The organism is Methanoculleus sp. SDB, assembly GCA_001412355.1.
Lineage (GTDB): Archaea > Halobacteriota > Methanomicrobia > Methanomicrobiales > Methanomicrobiaceae > LKUD01.
The window spans coordinates 14270-32680 of record LKUD01000047.1 but is presented as its reverse complement, the minus strand read 5'-3'; the positions used below and the strand labels follow the sequence as shown (position 1 = coordinate 32680).

Genomic DNA, 18411 nt, shown 5'->3' with positions numbered 1-18411 from the left:
AATATGCCGTCATCTCCGCCCTTCGGGGCGCGCTTCACCACGGCGCATGAAAATCATTATGGGATGGCGCGCAGTACCGGAGGAACTGAGAGGAAGCGGCATGGAGCTCTGGTCATCACGTTTCGGGTTTATTCTCGCCGCAATCGGCTCTGCGGTCGGAATCGGCAACATCTGGCGCTTTTCAGCGGTCCTCGGCCAGAACGGGGGCGGAGCATACCTCATACCGTACCTGATCGCGGTCTTCCTCTTTGCCATGCCGCTGATGATGCTGGAACTCTCCATGGGCCGGCACTTCCGGGCAACCGTCGTCTCCGCGTTTAAAAATGTCCGGCCACGCTTCAACGTCATCGGGTGGCTGCTCTGTGCAACGGTCTTCCTCATTCTCAGTTACTACCTGGTCATCACCGGCTGGACGCTTGCCTATGTCGTCTCCTCCGCTTCGGGGCAGATAGAGTCCTTTGCCCGCTTCACCGGCAGTTACGAACCGGTGCTCTATTTCATCATGACGGCTGCCGTCACCGGCGTTGTCGTGTCTGCAGGGGTTCGGAAGGGAATAGAGAAGATCTCAACCGTCATGATTCCTTTCTGCGTCGGCATTCTTGCGCTGATGGCAGTCTACGCCACGACATTGCCGGGATTTGCGGAAGGAATCACCTTTTTTCTCTCTCCGGATTTTTCCGTCCTCGCAAATCCCCTGATCTGGAGTGCGGCTTTCGGACAGGCGTTCTTTTCACTTTCCGTCGGGGAAGGAATCCTGATCACCTACGGGGCGTACATGGACAGGGAAACCGTTATTCCCTATTCGGCAATCATTATCACCGTTGCCGACCTCGTCGTCGCACTGATGGCAGGCGCCGTGATTTTTCCAATCGTCTTTACATTCGGGCTTGAACCGACAATCGGGGCAGAACTGGCTTTTTCGACGCTCCCAAAGGCCTTTGCCCTGATGCCGGGCGGATATCTGCTCGGAATTCTGTTTTTCCTTGTCCTCTTTTTCGCAGGCCTGACCTCGGCGGTATCGATGCTGGAAGTAACCGTCGCGGCAATCCGTGAAGCCACAGGGCTTTCGCGGCGCATCATCGCAGCGCTTCTCACCGCCCTCGTTATGATTGCGGGCATGCCGTCGGCACTCAGCTACAGCGCCCTCGGGCTGAGGTTCGACGATATCCGGATACTTGATTTTATGGATGAAACGGTGGGTGAGCTCGGCCTGCCGGTTTCGGCGTTCCTGATTGCCGTTATCTTCACGTGGTTCATACCCCGCACTGCACTCGGTTCCCAGATTGACGGCGGAGGTGTGTGGCTGCGGCTGGTCTGGCTCATGTGCCGCTATATTATCCCCGCCGTCCTCATCGTAACGACCGCAGCACGGCTCCTCTCCGGGGTTGATTTCGCAGGATGGCGTTTCATACCCGGCACGGAGTCAATCGGAAGCCTGTTGCAGGGTACAGGCGCCCTCATTATATTTGCCATGCTCATTGTCATCATTCTCGCCTTCTGCCGCCTGAAGGGATGCAGGATTCCCCCCCATCTCCGCGGATGGCGGTAACGCCGGCACCCCGGGGACTGCCGTGCCCCGTCCGCTCACTTTTAATATTCCGCTTCACCCCATACTGGTCATGCACCGGCGGGAGACGGATCCGACGGCCCGGGTGATGGCGGACCGGACGAAACGTCAGGAAGAAAATTTCAGGATTTTGGTTGCGCAGCTCAAACACGAATCCATCCCGTATCGTGTGAAGGCAGCAGAGGCGCTCGGACATATCGGTGATCCGAAGGCACTGGAGCCGCTCATCGCCTGTCTTGACGATCCCGAGAATGACGTCCAGTGGGTAGCGGCCCGGGCGCTCGGCACCCTGAAGGATGCACGGGCCGCCTCCGCCCTGATCGCCGTGCTCGGACGACCGGATCGATGGGTCAGGCAGGGATCGGCGTGGGCCCTTGGCGAGCTTGAAGAAACCCGTGCCGTCGAGCCGCTCAGCGCGCTTCTCTCGGATCCGAAAAAGGATGTACGCGTCACTGTTGCCGAAGCGCTCGGTAAAATAGGGAATGTACGGGCAGAGCGCGCCCTCCGGGCCGCTCTGAATGATGATGAGCCGGATGTCCGGGCTGCGGCCCGGGCGGCCCTGAGGCTTATCGGGATTCCACCGGAGTGAATCGCTGCAGGACAGGGGCGGGAGAGGAGGATGTATGTACCCCCGGAATGGAAGACCCTCGCAGGGCTGATTGCTGCGGCCGGAGGAAGTACGGTCTATGTCGTCGGAGCGACGGACAGGGGAAAAAGCACGTTATGCCGGTATCTGATCGAATCGCTTGCACCACGACTGCCGGCAGCGCTCATCGACACGGATCCGGGACAATCCTCGGTGGGACCGCCTGCCACAATCGGCCTCGCCACTTTTGCCGGCACTTCCACACACCCTTCGGCCGTCCACCTCCGGTTTGCGGGATCGACCTCCCCCCGCGGACATGTTCCGGTGTTCCTTTCCGCCACACGCAGGCTGTATGACCGGGCACGTGAGCTCGGAGCCGGCACCATCATCATAGATTCTCCCGGGTATGCCATCGGCACGGCAGCCGAGGCCTTTCATGTCGCCATGATCGATATGCTGCAGCCCTGCCATCTCGTTGCCCTGCAGCGGGGCCGGGAGATCGAACCCGTTCTTCGCACGTTCCGCCATCATCCCACGATGGAACTGCACCGTTTCCCTGTGCCCGAAGGTATCCGGATCCGATCGCAGATTGAACGTGCACGGAATCGTGAAAAACTGTTCAGCGACTATTTTGCCAATGCTCACTCTTCGGAGCTTTCATTGGACGACATCGGCATTTTCGGAAATATTCCGGAGACATTTTCCACTGGGGCATGGGAGGGACGCCTTGTTGCCCTCTGTGACTGGAGGCTTGAGGTGCTGGCCCTCTCGATCGTCGAGAAGCTCGATCCCCTGCACCGGTGTCTCCGGGTCACATCGCCCCCGTTTCATGCCGGCGGCCTCGCCGCACTTCACGCGGGTGCGCTCATGATGGCACGGGACGGCACGCACCGCCCGCTCTGAAGCGTTTTTCGATCACCTTTTTACAGGACACGTCGATCAGGTATATTCATAGGGTGAAAATACCGTGATATTCCGGTGTGTTGTCAGGAGAGAACCAGAACTCCAGATTTTCGGAAGATGTCGGGTGAGAAGCCATGGTACTGTACCGCTGTGATGTCTGCAATGTATTTGAATACGATTCCGAACGGGGGAACTCCCTTCTGGGCATCCCTCCCGGAACCGAACCGGACCGGTTCCCCCAATCATGGGCATGCCCGATCTGCTCGTCCGATAAAATGCACCTGAAACCGGAGAAAGCGGTGCATAGGGTAAGCTCCGAACAGGAGATCACCTGCCCCGTCTGCGGTGCGAAACACGCAATCATGATATCGTATGCGGAGAAAGCGGATCTCGCCGGGTACTTGGGCGAGTGGAGGCGTGAATCAGACAGCACCGAGACGGAAATGGCGGCGATTCACACCATCTCCGCAACGGGAGCTGCGATCATCGAACCGATGCGGACCAGAAAACCCGTCATATCCTGGGATGATATCCTGATAAAAGGTGCCCAGCTAGCAAAACTTCCGCTCAACCCCGACGAACCCGTCACCTCCCGGACCGTTATCGGCCCTGCTGCCGCACGGCCGCTTGTCATCGAGACGCCGATTTATGTGACCCACATGTCATTCGGCGCACTTTCCCGCGAAGTGAAACTCGCTCTGGCAGGCGGGAGTGCCGCGGTGCAAACGGCGATCGGATCGGGAGAGGGGGGAATTCTTGAGGAGGAGCGGGAAGCGGCTCACCGTTATATTTTCGAATACGTCCCGAACCGCTATTCCGTCACACCGGAAAATCTCGCTTCGGCCGATGCCATCGAAATCAAGATCGGTCAGTCAACCAAACCCGGCATGGGGGGGCATCTCCCGGCCGAGAAGGTTACACCGGAGATAGCCGCCCTCAGGGGATTTCCCGAAGGCCACGACATTGTCAGCCCCGCACATTTTGAGGATATCCTGACACCGGACGACCTGAAGCGGAAAGTGGCATGGCTGCGGGAGATGTCGGGGGGCAGGCCGATCGGGATCAAGTTTGCCGCAGGGAATATCGAGCAGGATATGGAGGTCGCGGTCTTTGCAGAGCCCGATTTCATCACGATCGACGGGCGGCCCGGGGGTACGGGGGCCTCCCCGAAGTCTGTCAAGGATGCCACCGGAATACCCACCATTTTTGCTCTTTACCGGGCCCGGCGGTTCCTCGACGAGCGGGGGCTCCCGAATATTTCTCTCGTCATCACCGGCGGTCTCCGCATATCCTCCGATTTCGCGAAGGCGCTTGCCCTTGGTGCGGATGCAGTCGCCATCGGCACCGCCGCACTGATGGCATGTGCCTGCCAGCAGTACCGTCTCTGCAGCACCGGCACATGCCCCGTCGGAGTGGCCACCCAAAATCCGGATCTCAGGAAACGCCTTGAGGTTACCATATCGGCCCGGAAACTCGAGCATTTTCTCCGGGTATCAACCGAGGAGCTGAAGGACTTCGCACGCCTGACCGGCAACCGCGACGTCCACGGGCTCACGGTATCTGATCTCTGCACGGTAAACTCGGAAATCTCGGGGCATACGACAATCGGACACGTGTGAAAAGGGGAGACGCCCGGCGACTCCGCCCGGCTTCATTCCCTGATTTCATTCTTACAATCGCCCCGGATCCCCCATCAGGGCGCATGCCCCTCAACCCAGCGCGTACCGTCGGAACGGTACTCTTTCTTCCAGATCGGTACATATTCCTTGATCCGGTCGATAATGTACTCGCAGCCGAGGAATGCCTCTTTCCGGTGGGCGGCAGCGGCGACGATAACCACGATCGTTTCGCCCAGAGCAAGGTTTCCGAAACGGTGCAGGATGTCCACGGAGGAAAGCCCGAACATTGTCTCGGCCTCCCCGGCAATCCGGAGAAGATCCGACTGCGCCACTTCTTCAAAGACCTCCAGTTCCAGTGACTCGATACCGTCGTCCCGGACCGTGCCGACAAAAGCGACAATTCCTCCGACATTCCGCTGTTTGGCGGCTTCAATCATCTTCCCCGCATCAATCGGTTCGGTGGTAAGTCCAATCATTCCCGTATGCTCCTGCCTCTTCATCCGCCCGCAACCGGAGGGTAGACGACGAGCTCGTCCCCTTCCCTGAGCACATCCGCGCCGGCTGACGCATGGCCGATGCGTGCGCCGTTTTTCATCAGTACGACATAGCGGTGCAGGGCTCCTCCCGGTTCGTACAGGGCCCCCCGCCCTTCCGGCGAACGTGCCGCGAACTCTGCCAGCGCACCCGCAAGCGTCGTTCCGTCCGGGACCGAGAGCTCCGTCTCTTCCCCGAATATCTCCCTGAACCGTGCAAATGCCCGAATTCGTATTTTTATCACGTTATTCCCTCGTTTATTTCTTTCCGGCATCGCCGCAGTCCCTGCACGCCGGATCGCGGGCAAGGGGCATCTCATACAGTTTCGTCGACCGCCCGTTCCAGAGCATGAGCCGGTTTTCGAGCAGAGAGCCGGCGCCTGTCAGGTACTTTGCCACCTCGTTCGCCTGGATCAGGCCGATGATCCCCGCGGTCGTCCCGAATACGGGAGTGACCTCCTCGGGAGGCGGTTCCGGAAAGGTGCACCGGAGACAGGCGGTTTTTCCCGGGATAATCGTCGTGACCTGCCCGTCGAATCCGCGTATTGCACCGTGGACAAGGGGGATGTTGTTGTCGCATGCGGCACGGTTGAGCGCGTACCTCACTGCAAAATTATCCGTCGCGTCCACAATGATATCCGCTCCCCGGACGAGATCGGCTGCATTCTCCGCATCGATAGCGAGGGGGCGGGAGTCAATACTGACATCAGGGTTCATTGCGATGATTTTTTCCTCCGCCGAAGCGGTTTTATTCCTCCCGATGTCCCGCTCCCAGTGGATTACCTGCCGGTTGAGATTCGTACGCTCAACGACGTCGCGGTCGATGATGCGGAGACAGCCGACACCGGCAGCGGCAAGATAGATCGCAACCGGCGATCCGAGTCCGCCTGCACCTGCAATGACTACCAGCGCCTCTGAGAGGGATTTTTGTCCATCCTCGCCAATCACCGGCACCTGCCGCAGGTACCGTTCCTTGTCAGCCACTCTCTTCACCTCCCGCATATCTTTCTGCCGGTGTCCGGGCTCACCGCACCCCCGGAGCAGAATAAGAGTGATTTTCGGCACGAGTTAAGGATTGTGATAGTGTATACCCTCGTTTCGGACATCAGTTTTCAGGATTTTTTCTTTCCGCTCAATCGTGCGGTTCGTCATCGATCCCCTTTTCCCGCGCAATTTCCCGAATCCGGAGGAGTGCCGCCTCGGCATCTTTTCGCTTCCGGTCGATGGCACCCGATGCGGCAAATGCACGAAATCCTGCAATTACTTCCGGGGAAAGCGAGGTGCGGGCCAGGTCGCATACAGCCTCATAGGTGCGTTCGGGAAAATACAGGGATTGTGCTGCCGACAGAAGGACACCGGCGGCGTGACGGTCGATAACACCCTGTGTTTCGGCCTCGGCAAGCGTGCTCCTGATATTGACGAGCGGTTCGGAGAGGGGCTTGTACGTCTCCGGATCGAAGATCAGCGCCACTTCATCATCCGCGACCAGTTCGCCGCTCCGGTACGCTTCATAGACCGCACCAACCCCCTCCATGCCGAGGCTGTCGAGCTCTGCAGCACGGAGTGCCCCCATGCTCGATGCACCGACAACCGATACACCCGCCCGGAGTGCGGCAAGGATCTCGCGATGGCCGACCGAGCAGTCCTGGAAGAAAACGCCGTCGATAATCCCGATTATCCGGGCGCCCTCCGCCACCGCCCGCGTGACGTCGCCGCGTTTCACGGGAGGACAGTAGCGGGCGCGGAGTATCGCACGCGCACGGACAGGATCAAGGCTCGGGCCGAGAAATACGACGACTTCGTGCATTCCTGCACCGCTCCCCCATCCGGTCCTTGTCAACAGCATAGACTTCGAGCCCGGGGACGATAACGCGGACCACCGGAATGCCGATCTCTTCCCGTGTCAGGTCCACCGCGATGACGCGGTGAAGCCCCGCACGGCCGAGTGCGCTGACAACGTGCCTGATGTCGGTGAGAAAGTCGTCGCTGTCAAAGGAGGAGATCTCATCGAACCTGACTTCACCGCTGCCGTTGAACCAGTACCGGTTCATCCGTTTCGTGCGTTCGTATCCGAGCTGTTTCCTGAAAGAGGCCTCGGTTGCATCCTCCCGGGCGCCGTGAATCTGCGTCAGCCTGCTCTGCGCCACCTCCGTAAGGGCCCGGAGGAGCGCGATGCCCGCATTTGTGTGGCTTCCCATCCCGATGGTCAGGAGGGAGGGATCCCTGAGGAGCACGTCGTCCGCCACCGCAGCGATTGTCGGGATGCCGATGTCGCTCGTAATATCCTTGATGACTACGTCCACCGACGCGTCGGTGAAACGGTGCAGCAGGTCGGCACCGAGGCCCCCGGAAATCCCCGTTACAAGCGGCCCGGTATTCCGGGTCGCCTCGACAAGCGACCATGCGTCACGCTCGATCACTTCCATGAGTGCGTGAAAGACCGCCTCTTCCCGGGTATTTCCGGATGCGAGGCCGTTTGTATTTGTCCGGAACAGCCGGCTTTCATGATTCAGGGGATGAAAAACGGCGTGGGCGGGCACGAGTATCTCCTCGTCCCGAAGGATATCCCAGCCCTTGACCCACGGCAGGGTCGCGTTCGGATCTGCGCCGGGAGGGAGGATGAGATCAGAGGGATCGAGTACGGATCGCTCCCGGACAATCTCCCCGTAGCGTGCGTGGATGATTGCATGATCATGCAGCTCCCCGGAGAAGCGCTCGATGCCCTCCATCACTGCCGAGACCCGTGCTTCGACAGGAGTTGCCCCTTTTCCATTGTAGACGGAGATAGCGCCGTTCTCAGCGGTCGGACGGATACTCGAGAATACCGGAATCCCGATCCTGTCCAGGTTCGTGATATCTGCGACCCGGGTAATCCCCGCACGCGGCAGCACCGCCTCCGCCCGGGCGAGAGTATCCTCGGGCGCGACCGCACGCTGTGTTTCCACGCAGTAGTGCTTTTTGCATTCGGACAGCTTCATCTCCATCATCCCCGGACGGCTATCAGTAGTTCCGTTTCTTTCCAATGAGTAATTAATCTTTCACGGATTACAAATCCGCACTCATTTTTTGCGAATTTTAAACCCGGTACCGTGAAATACCGCAATGAGCCTCGACCCCTCCAGGACCTCGACGCGGAAGAGCGATGTGCCGGGCGAATCCTCCACTTTCACGGCAACCGCCGTAAGTGTTCCCGTTGCCGGCGCCAGATACTGGATCGAGGCGGACACGGCTACTTCCGGGACGGACTCGAGATTCGCGGCGATCCCGAACGCCTGGTCGGCAAGGGAGAAGATTGCACCGCCATGGATCGTACCGTTCGGATTGAGCTTTCCGGCAGGATCCATGGTCACGCTGATCCCGTTCTCCCCTGCCTTCTCGATTCGCATGCCGTTCGTTACTGCGAATTCACACGAGTTGAAGACATCAATTTTTTCCTCGGGCGTCATGGACGGATGGAAGAGGGTCATGGGCATATCTCATGTGACTATCTGTCTTATTGGACGCCATTTCCCAAAAAAGATCTCCTGACCATTCCCTGCCGCGGTATCTATAAGCGTGAAAAAACAACCGGTGACACATATGCAGTATGCAGAGGGCAGGGCAGGCAGGGTGTTTGTCCTGAGAATCGACGACGGAGAGGATATGCTTGAAGTGCTCGGCGATTTCCTTGTCGAAACAGGGGTATCTGCGGCCGTCATCCAGATCATCGGTGCGCTCCGGGGGGGTATGATGGTCACCGGCCCGCGCGAGCCGGTTCTGCCTCCCGTACCGATGCGGGAAGAGATAGCCGGCGGTTCGGAACTGCTCGGATTCGGAACTGTATACCCCGGCGTGCAGGGGCCGGCCATTCACCTCCACGCCGCAACCGGACGGGGCAGGGAGACCCGGACCGGGTGCATCAGAGAAACGGCACGCACCTATCTCGTGGTGGAGGCGATCATCACCGAACTTGTGGGAATCAACGCCGTCCGCGAACTCGACGAACGGACGGGCGTCACCCTTCCGGTCTTCTGCGAAGAAAAGGTGTTGTAAGACGTGCGTATCATCTGCCTCGGTGCCGAATCCCTCGGGGCACGGTCGGCGGCATGTTTTGTGGAGAGTGGAAGGCGGCGGATTCTGATTGATCCCGGCGTCGCTCTCGGGCCGCACCGGTCCGGCCTGCCGCCGCATCCGCGCGAACAGGAGGCGGCGAGGAGCATCAGGTCGGCGATTTGCAACGCGGCGGACTGCGCGACGGATATCGTTGTCAGCCATTACCATGGGGATCATGTCCCGCTCGCGCACCCCGACATCTCCCAGATCGCGATTGCCGACATCTCTCTCCGGCCGGATGTGCGCTTCTGGTGCAAAGGCCCGGAAGGCATCTCCCGGCGGTCACGTATCCGGCGTGATGACCTCGTGCGCTCCTGGGGGCCTGCCGCCGCACGGCCGGCAGAGGGGCACGGCGATGACACCCTCCGCTGTTCGCCTTCCGTGCCCCATGGTACCTCAGGCGGCAGGGGCGGAGCTGTGATGATGACCTGCATCACGGAGGGTGACGAGCGGTTTGTCCACGCCTCGGACATCCAGCTGATGAACGACGAGTCGATCGACCTGATCTGCCGGTGGCGCCCGACAATCGTGCTCGCATCGGGTCCGCCCCTCTACCGTACCGCCATACGTCCGGAGGAATGCGAGGATGCGGCTGCACGCGCCCGCAGGCTGCTCTGCTTTGCCCGCACCCTTATCCTCGACCACCACCTCCTGCGCTCTTTCGACGGGCTGGCCTGGCTCCGGGATACCGCGGATGGAACAGGCGGCGGGATCGTCTCCGCGGCTGAATTCATGGGCCGATCCCCACTCCTCCTCGAGGCGTCACGTGCCCGCCTGTATCAGGAGGAGCCGCAAGGCTCCTGACCATACCCGGGCTCAGAGCCAGCCCATCCCGCTCCAGTGTTCGTAATCATGCGCCCACTCGTCCTTCCGGGACGTGACAAGCTGCCGGAAATGCTCGCGCATGGCTTCGCGGGCCGTCTCCTGCTCGGTATCTTTCCGGTTCGTCCGGATCGCCCCGGTAAGTATGCCGCCGAGCTTCCGTGCCTCGGCAACCGTATCGTCGGGTACATCGGGCTGCCCCAGCATGAGCTCACCGAGACCGCCGACAATCGTGGCACCCATCAGGAAGAGCGTCTCGTTCATGTACGTGGTGACCTCTTCGGCACGGGATCCGCCTGCAGTGCAGACTGAACAGCCGTATTTTCCCGTCAGCAGCTGGCAGTGAATGCCATCCGCGAGCCGATCGAAAAATGTCTTCATCTGGGCCGTTACCGAGTTGATATAGTTGGGGGACCCCAGCACGATGCCGTCCGCCCCGGCAAGACGATCCAGCATATCTGCCATATCGTCGATATGCGGGCATTCACCCGTTGCATAGCATGCTCCGCATGCGTCGCAGTAGTCGATCTGCAGGGCACAGAGATCCACGAACTCCACCTCAGCCCCCGCCTCCCGGGCACCTTCAAGAACCGCTTCCACCAGTTTTCCCGTGTTGCTCGCAACGCCCCGCGGGCTCGCATTTATTCCTATAACCTTCATTGTAATCCTCACCTCTCCGTAGAGTTGGAAATGCCCGCTTAAGCCGATTCGCTTTTTATTCCGGATGCAGTTACCTGTCCGGTCAGGTCTCCTCACCCGGTCGCAGAAGACGGGCGGCCTCCCCCACCCGCTTCAGGCCCCCCTCGAGAAAAATGATGCCGAGGATCGATTCAACCAGCGTCCCTTTCAGATGATCGCGGTCTGCCTCCGGCTCCTCATGTCCGAACCTGATGCTGTGCCGGTAGAGCGCCCACCGATCGGAGAGGCGCGCCATGTTCGCATTGCTCTCGTACCGCTGCCTCTCTTCCGTCAGTGAACCGGCTTTCCGGATGTCGGGACTCCAGATCTCCGGTAGAACTCCGATCTTCAGCGCTGCATCCCCAATCCAGGCAAGTGTTGCCGCTGCATCGGACAGCCCGGCCATCTGCTCGAGCTCCTCCGTAGTGAGCGTGCAGTCCCCCGCCTCCCGGAAATGTACCCTGATCTCCTCAAACAGGTTGCGCGTGCTGGGTTGAAACATCGCGAGGATGACAAGGTCGGGCCGGGTCAGCGGGTACCCGAGATCCGTCTCGATAGCGGGAATTACCACGGATCTGACGGCAGCAATCGCAGAGGCAGTGTCATCAAGCATATCGAGCCACCGGGATGCCTTGCCGCGATCATGCATCCGGTTTTCCGGGAGAGAGGACAGATACCGCGCGATTCCCTGCTGCAACAACAGGATGCGTTGCCCGATATCAATGGGCTCCCATGCGAGCGTCCTGTGCATTCACGAACCTCCCCTTCCGCACCGGCCTGATGCCGGAACAGTACGAAACGGTATGCGCGCAGGGAATATTAACACGACGGATGCAATAAGGGAGCGGAAAAAGCAGGTAAATTATTTATACTATACGCGCATAGGGGGGTACGCCTCAGGAGGGAAATCCCCTGACGGATACAGCCATGAGAGAGGGCAGTCAGAGGCACCACCGGCGAGAGGCCTTGACACCCCCTTCATGGCACACACATGTTCGACGTACATGTCAGCCATGACACAACGGGTGCACGGGATAGAAACGACATAGACATCCCGTGGACGACACAGACGTCGACTCATGGCGTCGAAACGAGATGTACCACAACATGATGCCATGATGCATAACACTCTTCCGGTTGAAACGGCATACAACCGGAGGCATTGCAGGTGATGCATCATGGAGCCGAAAATAGTTCGTCGGGACGGAGAGTATCCTTCTGGGGTACAGCTGTTTTCACGTGAGGACGTAGAGATTTCTGCCGAATATTTCGCTGTTGCGGATCCCGCCCCCGTACCGGATCAGTATGAAACGGGGGAGACGCAGCGCGGCAATCCATCCGGAAGAAGGTATAACCGCCCCGCCGTTCATGCACGGATTCACGCTGTCTGATGAAAAGGGGTTGAGGAGGGATTACTCCTCGAGCGTGGAGATATCCCCGGGATCGAAGCCCATCTCCTGCGCTTTCAGGACCCGCCGCATGATCTTCCCGCTTCGTGTTTTCGGGAGCGACGGTACGAAGTCTATTTCCGAGGGCATGGCAATCGGCCCGAGACTCATCCGAACGTGGTACGTGAGGTCGGATTTGAGTTTTTCCGAGGGCGAGTATCCCAGTTTCAGGATGACGAACGCCTTGACCGCCTGACCTTTCACGACGTCGGGCTTGCCGATGACCGCCGCCTCCGCGACCGCTTCATGGGAGACGAGGGCGCTTTCGACTTCAGCCGTGCCGAGGTTATGGCCCGCGACGATGATGATGTCGTCCGCCCTCCCGAGCACCATGATGTAGCCTTCTTCGTCTTTCACGGCCAGATCACCGGCAGTATAGTAGGTGTTGATAGTGTTCCAGTACTCCCGGTACCGCTCGTCGTTGTTGTGGACGGTCCGCATCATGGCGGGCCATGGTTCCTTGATCACGAGAAGCCCTCCGATTTTCGGGGGCACGGGATTGCCCTCTTTGTCGACGACATCCGCGACAACACCGGGAATGGGTTTTCCCGCGAACCCGGGCTTCATCGTCTCGCCGACGAGCGTCGTCACCATCACCATGCCCGTCTCGGTCTGCCACCATGTGTCAATCACCGGACAGGCGGATTTACCGATCATGCGGTAGTACCACTCGAACGCCTCGGGATTGAGCGGTTCGCCGACCGAACCGATGATGCGGAGCGAATCGAGGTTGTGCCGGGACGGCCACTCATCACCGAATTTCATGAACATCCGGATCGCGGTCGGCGCCGTGTAGAAGATGGTCACGCCGAAATCCTCGATGATGCGCCACCAGACACCCGGATCGGGATAGTCCAGGACGGACTCGGTGATAAGCACGGTCGCACCGGCCGCGAGAGGCCCGTAAACGATGTAACTGTGGCCGGTGATCCATCCGGGATCCGCCGTACACCAGTGCACGTCGTGCTCCTTGAGGTCGAATACGTATTTTGTCGTATAATATGTCCCGACCATGTAGCCGCCGCATGTATGCAGGATGCCCTTCGGAGGACCCGTCGTGCCGCTGGTGTACAGGATGAACAGGGGATCCTCGGAATCCATGACCTCAGGTTCGCAGACCGGTTCGACATCTTCCATAATTTCATGGAAATCGAGTTCCATCTCCGAGTACAGCTCGAGTTGCGGTTTCGTCCGCCGGAGGACGATAATGCGCTCGACCGACGGCGCATTCACCACCGCCTCATCCACGATCGATTTCAGGGGGACCCTCTTTCCGCGCCGGTTGCCGACATCTGCGGTGATCACGATCTTTGCCTTGGCATCACGGATCCGGGCATTGAGCGCCGAGGCCCCGAAGCCCCCGTAGACGATGCTGTGCACCGCACCGATGCGGGCACAGGCAAGGATGGCGATGACCTGCTCCGGAACAAGCGGCATATAGAGGCAGATCGTATCTCCTTTCTTCACACCGAGCTTTTTCAGGGCGTTTCCGAAGCGCAGCACCGCACGGTACAACTGCCGGTAGGTAAGGAGCCGTTCGTCGCCATCCTCCTCACCGCGCCAGATGAGGGCCACCTTGTTCCGGTTCGCGCTGTTGACATGCCGGTCGAGGCAGTTGTAGGTGATATTGAGCTTTCCGTTTACGAACCACTGTGCGTAGGGGTGCTTCCAGTCCTTCACGCGATCCCAGGGGCGGAACCACTCCAGTTCTCCGGCGATGTCAGCCCAGAAAGTTTCGGGATCGTCCAGAAACCGCTGATATGCAGTCTGGTAATCCCCGATCCAGGATTCTTTCCGGTACGAGGAGTCGGGAGTGTATTCGGTGTCTTCCAGTTTCACATCAAACGATTCGGCCATGAGTTTCCTCCAACACGATTAATCATGTTACTTTTTACCGGTGATGCACATCTGTTATGCATTTAATCATAACCATCATGATAAATAATGATAAATGTTCCCTCTGCACAACATATATGCAGTGCATATGACAGCGCATCCCCTCACAGAAATCAGGGAGCTGCTCCGGAAATTCCCGAAGGGGCTGAGCATTTCAGAAATCGCCCGGATGCTCGGCCAGCATCGCAACACCACAGCAAAATACCTCGACATCCTGCAACTCCGCGGGGACGTGGACCGGAAGCAGATCGGGACCGCGAAGAACTATTTCCCTGCCCACCGGATGGCAGTATCGTCCCTGCTTGACTTCACGCCGTTTCCGGTCGTCATCCTGAACAGGAGGACCGAAGTGGTGATGGTCAATGCCGCCGCCCTTGCCCTCTTCGGCTGTCCGCTCGATGTCCTCTATGGCGAACCTGCCGCCGACCTCCCCGTCCCGCTCTTTAAGGACAGGCGCCTCGCGGAAATGTACCACGACACCATCTACGGGACGAAGGGGACGGTCCGGCTGCAGGCCGTGCTCGCGGGAGCACAGTGCGATCTGCTTGTCCATCTCATTCCGGTCGTCTTCGATACGGGACGGGAGGGCTGCGCCCTCATCCTTCAGAACGAGACCCCCGAGCACGATATGGCGGAGCGGGCGGCACGGTGGCAGAAGCGGTACGAGGCGCTCGTTGCCGACACGACCGAGTGGATTATCCACCTCCGCCCCGACATGACAATCTCCCATGCTGGCGACGCATTCTGCAGGCGGGCCGGCAAGACGCATGAAGAACTCACCGGGTTTCGGTTTACCCCGGTACTATCTCCCGCCGACCGGATGCGTCTGCGGGAGGCCCTTGCCGCAGTCACGCCGGAAACTCCCGTGCAGACCCTCGAGGTGAGAACCATACGGAGCGACGGCGAGGTCTGCCGCGAAGAGTGGATCTTCCGGGGTATTTTCACGGGGAGCAGCACCCCTGCCGAATATCATTGCATCGGGCGGGACACGACCGCCGTCCGCCAGATGGAAGCGGAGCTTACCCGGTACCGGGCAGATCTCGAATCCCTCGTGAGCGAGCGGATACAGGAGATGCAGGAGGCAAACATGAACCTCCTGCAGGTCATTGCAGAGAAGGATGAGGTGGAGCGTGAGCTTACCTTTACCCGGTTCGCATTCAACCATGCATCCGATTCGATCCTCATCTTCGATCGTGACGGAGCGGTGTACAGGGCGAACATGACTGCCGGCGAACTGCTCGGGTACACACCGGCGGAGTTTCAGGAGACAACCGTTTTTTCAATCAATCCTTCACTGTCTCGGGCCGCGTGGGATCGCATGTGGAGGGACGCCGTGCCCGGCAGAAAAGAACGGACCCGGTCAGTACACCGAAAGAAGGATGGGCGCATCTTTCCCGTGGAGGTGTCGCGCACCTTCGTCGGATTCGGAGAAAAGATGTATTTTTGTTCGATTGCACGGGAAATTTCCACGGAATAGCATCAGGCCGAAGGGGGGTCCGGTCGCCGGCATCCCGCTTCTGTCCGTTCCGCTTTGCCGGATTCGATCATGTCAGACAGAATCGCCCCCAGATCACCGTCGCTGACGGCAATGCCGAAGCGTGCAAGCAGGGCTCTCCGAACGTCCGCATCAGACAGGGGAACGGAAGAGAGCACCCGCCCGGCAAATCCGCTTACATCCTCGTATGCCGCCCAGGGGTAGATGATCCACCGCCACTCGCACACCCGTTCCGCAAAAAAATCAGGAATAAATGCCGATGTGTCCTTGTGCTGAAGCACGGCGGTGCGGATTTCGCCGGGATTACAGGAGTCCAGGTACCGGACGGCTGCGTCCAGCGTCTCCCCCGTATCGGTCACATCATCGACGACAAGCAGCCGCAAGCCCCGCACATCGATGGAGAGTGGAAACATGACCATCGCCTTCTCCTTTATCTGTGCGGCACTCCCCCAGTGCTCAATTTTTATGCTGGTCAGCTTTTCATGGAGCAGAAAATCGCATACGACCCGGGCGGGGACGAAACCGCCACGGCCGATGGCAATCACCAGATCAGGACGGTATCCTGACTCCCTGATACGGGCGGCAAGTTTTTTTGCAAGATGATACGAGGAGTCCCAGGAAATCAGATCGCACGGAAACGAGTCGGGCAGCATCGATCAGGGGATAGGGCGCACCATCATTTAAGGAATCCGGCAAAAAACTCCCGGAAGCGAGGCAAAATTCAATGCCGATCCGCACCCTACTCTCATCCCTGTGAGAGCCGTCATCATCAAGAATGCAATCCGGGAAGGAGGGGGCCTCATCGAAAGCGTGCTCACGGACGCAGGGATAGCATGGGATGTGATCGATCTCGATGCCGGAGATCCGTTCCCCGCCCCGGAAACGTACGATATGGTATTCCTCCTCGGCGGATCGGACAGTGCCACCGATGATACGGCAAAAATGCGGCGGGAACGGGAGGCTGTCGCAGGCATTCTCCGGGAAGGAATCCCGTTCTTCGGGATCTGCCTCGGCATGCAGGTTCTCGGACTGACCGCCGGAGGAAAGGTGGCGAAAAGCCCGTATCCCGAGATCGGGGTGCGCGATCGCGTGGGAAGACTCTTCTGCTTCACACTGACAGCCGACGGCGGGAGGGATCCGCTCTGTGACGGCCTTCCCACATCAATTCCCGTGTTCCAGCTCCACGGTGATACGATTGTACCGGCCCGGGGCATCACCGTCCTTGCAACCGGTGACCTCTGCAGGATTCAGCTGATAAAAGCAGGCACATACGCATACGGCATCCAGGGGCATCTCGAAATGACACACGGCATGATTGTACGCTGGGCGGACGAGGATCCGGATCTCTCGGCGCTGGATCGTGACAGGCTGATCGCCGATTTTACACAATACGAAGAGGAATATGCCCGCCATGCCCGGATTATCCTGAAAAACTTTATCGCCATCGCCCGGGAGAGGACACACCAGGCTCAGGGACGGTGACCCCCGTGCCAAAGGAAAATATGCACATGAAACTCGGTGTCCTGTGTTCCGGAGGAAAGGATTCGTTGTTTGCATGCTGGAAGGCGATGCAGAAGGAGGAGGTCGTCTGCCTGATCACGATCATCTCGCGAAACGACGAGAGCTACATGTTCCACACCCCGAACATCCGCAGAACCGCACTACAGGCTCAAGCGGCGGGACTCCCCCTCGTGGAGGTGGAAACTGCAGGCGAGGAGGAGACCGAACTGGGAGATCTCACAACAGCGATCCGCCATGCAGCGGAGCTCTACGGCATAGAGGGGATTGTGACCGGCGCGATCCTCTCCGTCTACCAGGCGACTCGAATCCAGCGGATCTGCCATGAGCTCGGCCTCTGGTGCTTCAATCCCCTCTGGCACGCCGACCAGGAGTCCTACATGGAAGAGCTGATCGGAGCGGGATTTGAGGTGATTATTGCCGGTGTCTTCTCAGCGCCCTTCGACGAGACATGGCTGGGCCGCACAATCGACAGGGAAATGCTTCGTGAACTGAAATCCATCGCCGGCAGGTGGCGAATCACGCTGACCGGAGAAGGGGGCGAACTGGAGACATTCGTTCTTGACGCACCGTTTTTCCATTCGCGCATCGATGTCTCGCGATCACATACGACCTACCGCAACCACCACGGCCGGTACCTGATCGACGAGGCACGGGTGGTAAGGAAATGATTCTGCTGGTGGATCTCTGCTATAAACAGGATTCCTTAAGCCAATCCGAATTCGTCGACCCAATCGCGCGGATTGTCACCGGCGCAGGGCACTCGGTGCGGGTGCTTCATTATACACGGATCACAACCCCGGAACAGATCGCTCGCGCCGATGCGGTGATTCTCTGCGGAACGGCACTCGCCGACACGAATTACCTGAACGACGAAGATGCATTTTCATGGATTCCCGGCTGTCCCTGCCCTGTGCTAGGCATCTGCGCCGGCATGCAGATGATCGTCCGCAGTTTCGGCGGGACTATCACCTCCCGGTGCGAGATCGGCATGACCGACATCCGTATTGTGGCGGCTGACAGCCTGCTGGGAGAGCCCCGCACAATCCCTGCCTATGAAGTGCACGGGTCCGCAGTCGACTCTCCCGGCATTCTCACCGTCCTTGCCGATTCGGACTGCTGCATCCAGGCTGTCCGCCACCCTTCCCGCCCCGTATACGGGGTTATGTTTCACCCGGAAGTACGCAACGACTGGGTGGTCGAACGCTTCCTCCGGCTGGCTGGTGCGCAGGGCGCCTTCTCACGCTGACGACG

The 18411-nt window shown here is 59.3% G+C and carries 20 protein-coding genes; 10 read left to right on the top strand and 10 right to left on the bottom strand.

Going from position 1 to position 18411, the window contains the following annotated elements; translation table 11 throughout:
* Positions 1-100 precede the first annotated feature (100 nt).
* The 4 genes from APR53_09910 (at position 101) to APR53_09895 (ending at position 4675) form a co-directional block, all read left to right on the top strand.
* Complete coding sequence (locus tag APR53_09910) at positions 101-1549, top strand: sodium:calcium symporter (GenBank protein KQC04638.1); 1449 nt, start codon at positions 101-103, stop codon at positions 1547-1549.
* 70 nt (positions 1550-1619) lie between these two features.
* Positions 1620-2156 (top strand): PBS lyase, encoded by a 537-nt coding sequence (locus tag APR53_09905; protein KQC04637.1) that lies wholly within the window; start codon positions 1620-1622, stop codon positions 2154-2156.
* A 30-nt stretch (positions 2157-2186) separates the two neighbouring features.
* Entirely contained in the window at positions 2187-3056 is an 870-nt protein-coding gene (locus APR53_09900; protein ID KQC04602.1) for a hypothetical protein, read from the top strand.
* A gap of 134 nt (positions 3057-3190) precedes the next feature.
* The gene (locus tag APR53_09895; protein KQC04601.1) at positions 3191-4675 is read left to right on the top strand and encodes a glutamate synthase; all 1485 of its coding nucleotides are present in this window, start codon (positions 3191-3193) and stop codon (positions 4673-4675) included.
* A gap of 74 nt (positions 4676-4749) precedes the next feature.
* On the opposite strand, the gene APR53_09890 is transcribed toward APR53_09895, so the two are convergent.
* The 6 genes from APR53_09890 to APR53_09865 form a co-directional block, all read right to left on the bottom strand.
* Positions 4750-5151: a molybdopterin biosynthesis protein MoeE gene (locus APR53_09890; protein KQC04636.1), complete on the bottom strand. Its 402-nt coding sequence runs from the start codon at positions 5149-5151 to the stop codon at positions 4750-4752.
* A gap of 20 nt (positions 5152-5171) precedes the next feature.
* Entirely contained in the window at positions 5172-5483 is a 312-nt protein-coding gene (locus tag APR53_09885) for a hypothetical protein (protein KQC04600.1), read from the bottom strand.
* The gene (locus tag APR53_09880) at positions 5467-6210 is read right to left on the bottom strand and encodes an adenylyltransferase (GenBank protein ID KQC04635.1); all 744 of its coding nucleotides are present in this window, start codon (positions 6208-6210) and stop codon (positions 5467-5469) included. The genes APR53_09885 and APR53_09880 overlap by 17 nt, the downstream gene beginning before the upstream one ends.
* A gap of 130 nt (positions 6211-6340) precedes the next feature.
* Positions 6341-7015: a hypothetical protein gene (locus APR53_09875; protein KQC04599.1), complete on the bottom strand. Its 675-nt coding sequence runs from the start codon at positions 7013-7015 to the stop codon at positions 6341-6343.
* Entirely contained in the window at positions 6978-8186 is a 1209-nt protein-coding gene (locus tag APR53_09870; GenBank protein ID KQC04634.1) for a hypothetical protein, read from the bottom strand. Before APR53_09870 ends, APR53_09875 begins: the two co-directional genes overlap by 38 nt.
* 81 nt (positions 8187-8267) lie before the next feature.
* On the bottom strand, positions 8268-8654 hold the full coding sequence (locus APR53_09865) for a hypothetical protein (protein KQC04633.1): 387 nt from the start codon (positions 8652-8654) through the stop codon (positions 8268-8270).
* A gap of 133 nt (positions 8655-8787) precedes the next feature.
* Here APR53_09865 and APR53_09860 point away from each other — a divergent pair, with 133 nt between their 5' ends.
* Together APR53_09860 and APR53_09855 are read left to right on the top strand one after the other, a co-directional pair.
* A complete protein-coding gene (locus APR53_09860) occupies positions 8788-9240 on the top strand; it encodes a DNA-binding protein (GenBank protein KQC04598.1) in 453 nt (150 codons plus the stop codon).
* 3 nt (positions 9241-9243) lie between these two features.
* Positions 9244-10104 (top strand): hypothetical protein, encoded by an 861-nt coding sequence (locus APR53_09855; protein ID KQC04597.1) that lies wholly within the window; start codon positions 9244-9246, stop codon positions 10102-10104.
* A gap of 12 nt (positions 10105-10116) precedes the next feature.
* On the opposite strand, the gene APR53_09850 is transcribed toward APR53_09855, so the two are convergent.
* The 3 genes from APR53_09850 to APR53_09840 form a co-directional block, all read right to left on the bottom strand.
* Positions 10117-10782, bottom strand: a complete 666-nt coding sequence (locus APR53_09850; protein KQC04596.1) for an iron-sulfur protein — start codon at positions 10780-10782, stop codon at positions 10117-10119.
* A gap of 82 nt (positions 10783-10864) precedes the next feature.
* On the bottom strand, positions 10865-11551 hold the full coding sequence (locus APR53_09845; GenBank protein KQC04595.1) for a hypothetical protein: 687 nt from the start codon (positions 11549-11551) through the stop codon (positions 10865-10867).
* A 661-nt stretch (positions 11552-12212) separates the two neighbouring features.
* Entirely contained in the window at positions 12213-14105 is a 1893-nt protein-coding gene (locus tag APR53_09840; protein KQC04594.1) for a 3-hydroxypropionyl-CoA synthetase, read from the bottom strand.
* Between the two features lie 127 nt (positions 14106-14232).
* Between APR53_09840 and APR53_09835 the strand changes: the two genes are divergently transcribed.
* Positions 14233-15621 carry a histidine kinase gene (locus APR53_09835; protein ID KQC04632.1) on the top strand — a complete coding sequence of 463 codons (1389 nt, stop codon included), beginning with the start codon at positions 14233-14235 and terminating at the stop codon, positions 15619-15621.
* 2 nt (positions 15622-15623) lie between these two features.
* On the opposite strand, the gene APR53_09830 is transcribed toward APR53_09835, so the two are convergent.
* Entirely contained in the window at positions 15624-16292 is a 669-nt protein-coding gene (locus APR53_09830) for a phosphoribosyltransferase (protein ID KQC04593.1), read from the bottom strand.
* Between the two features lie 100 nt (positions 16293-16392).
* Here APR53_09830 and APR53_09825 point away from each other — a divergent pair, with 100 nt between their 5' ends.
* From APR53_09825 to APR53_09815, 3 genes are read left to right on the top strand one after another with little or no spacing between them, the layout of a single operon-like run.
* Positions 16393-17121 carry a hypothetical protein gene (locus tag APR53_09825; GenBank protein ID KQC04592.1) on the top strand — a complete coding sequence of 243 codons (729 nt, stop codon included), beginning with the start codon at positions 16393-16395 and terminating at the stop codon, positions 17119-17121.
* 26 nt (positions 17122-17147) lie between these two features.
* Complete coding sequence (locus tag APR53_09820; protein ID KQC04591.1) at positions 17148-17828, top strand: hypothetical protein; 681 nt, start codon at positions 17148-17150, stop codon at positions 17826-17828.
* Positions 17825-18406, top strand: a complete 582-nt coding sequence (locus APR53_09815; GenBank protein KQC04590.1) for a hypothetical protein — start codon at positions 17825-17827, stop codon at positions 18404-18406. The genes APR53_09820 and APR53_09815 overlap by 4 nt, the downstream gene beginning before the upstream one ends.
* Positions 18407-18411: the final 5 nt, after the last annotated feature.

What these genes read in the sequence shown, in the direction of transcription:
- APR53_09905 (KQC04637.1), top strand. Translation starts at nt 1,620, where the DNA reads ATGCACCGGCGGGAGACGGATCCGACGGCCCGGGTGATGGCGGACCGG.
- APR53_09815 (KQC04590.1), top strand. Translation starts at nt 17,825, where the DNA reads ATGATTCTGCTGGTGGATCTCTGCTATAAACAGGATTCCTTAAGCCAA.
- APR53_09845 (KQC04595.1), bottom strand. Translation starts at nt 11,551, where the DNA reads ATGCACAGGACGCTCGCATGGGAGCCCATTGATATCGGGCAACGCATC.
- APR53_09860 (KQC04598.1), top strand. Translation starts at nt 8,788, where the DNA reads ATGCAGTATGCAGAGGGCAGGGCAGGCAGGGTGTTTGTCCTGAGAATC.
- APR53_09865 (KQC04633.1), bottom strand. Translation starts at nt 8,654, where the DNA reads ATGACGCCCGAGGAAAAAATTGATGTCTTCAACTCGTGTGAATTCGCA.
- APR53_09880 (KQC04635.1), bottom strand. Translation starts at nt 6,210, where the DNA reads ATGCGGGAGGTGAAGAGAGTGGCTGACAAGGAACGGTACCTGCGGCAG.
- APR53_09885 (KQC04600.1), bottom strand. Translation starts at nt 5,483, where the DNA reads ATGCCGGAAAGAAATAAACGAGGGAATAACGTGATAAAAATACGAATT.
- APR53_09850 (KQC04596.1), bottom strand. Translation starts at nt 10,782, where the DNA reads ATGAAGGTTATAGGAATAAATGCGAGCCCGCGGGGCGTTGCGAGCAAC.
- APR53_09870 (KQC04634.1), bottom strand. Translation starts at nt 8,186, where the DNA reads ATGAAGCTGTCCGAATGCAAAAAGCACTACTGCGTGGAAACACAGCGT.
- APR53_09835 (KQC04632.1), top strand. Translation starts at nt 14,233, where the DNA reads ATGACAGCGCATCCCCTCACAGAAATCAGGGAGCTGCTCCGGAAATTC.
- APR53_09820 (KQC04591.1), top strand. Translation starts at nt 17,148, where the DNA reads ATGAAACTCGGTGTCCTGTGTTCCGGAGGAAAGGATTCGTTGTTTGCA.
- APR53_09895 (KQC04601.1), top strand. Translation starts at nt 3,191, where the DNA reads ATGGTACTGTACCGCTGTGATGTCTGCAATGTATTTGAATACGATTCC.
- APR53_09900 (KQC04602.1), top strand. Translation starts at nt 2,187, where the DNA reads ATGTATGTACCCCCGGAATGGAAGACCCTCGCAGGGCTGATTGCTGCG.
- APR53_09830 (KQC04593.1), bottom strand. Translation starts at nt 16,292, where the DNA reads ATGCTGCCCGACTCGTTTCCGTGCGATCTGATTTCCTGGGACTCCTCG.
- APR53_09875 (KQC04599.1), bottom strand. Translation starts at nt 7,015, where the DNA reads ATGCACGAAGTCGTCGTATTTCTCGGCCCGAGCCTTGATCCTGTCCGT.
- APR53_09910 (KQC04638.1), top strand. Translation starts at nt 101, where the DNA reads ATGGAGCTCTGGTCATCACGTTTCGGGTTTATTCTCGCCGCAATCGGC.
- APR53_09840 (KQC04594.1), bottom strand. Translation starts at nt 14,105, where the DNA reads ATGGCCGAATCGTTTGATGTGAAACTGGAAGACACCGAATACACTCCC.
- APR53_09890 (KQC04636.1), bottom strand. Translation starts at nt 5,151, where the DNA reads ATGATTGGACTTACCACCGAACCGATTGATGCGGGGAAGATGATTGAA.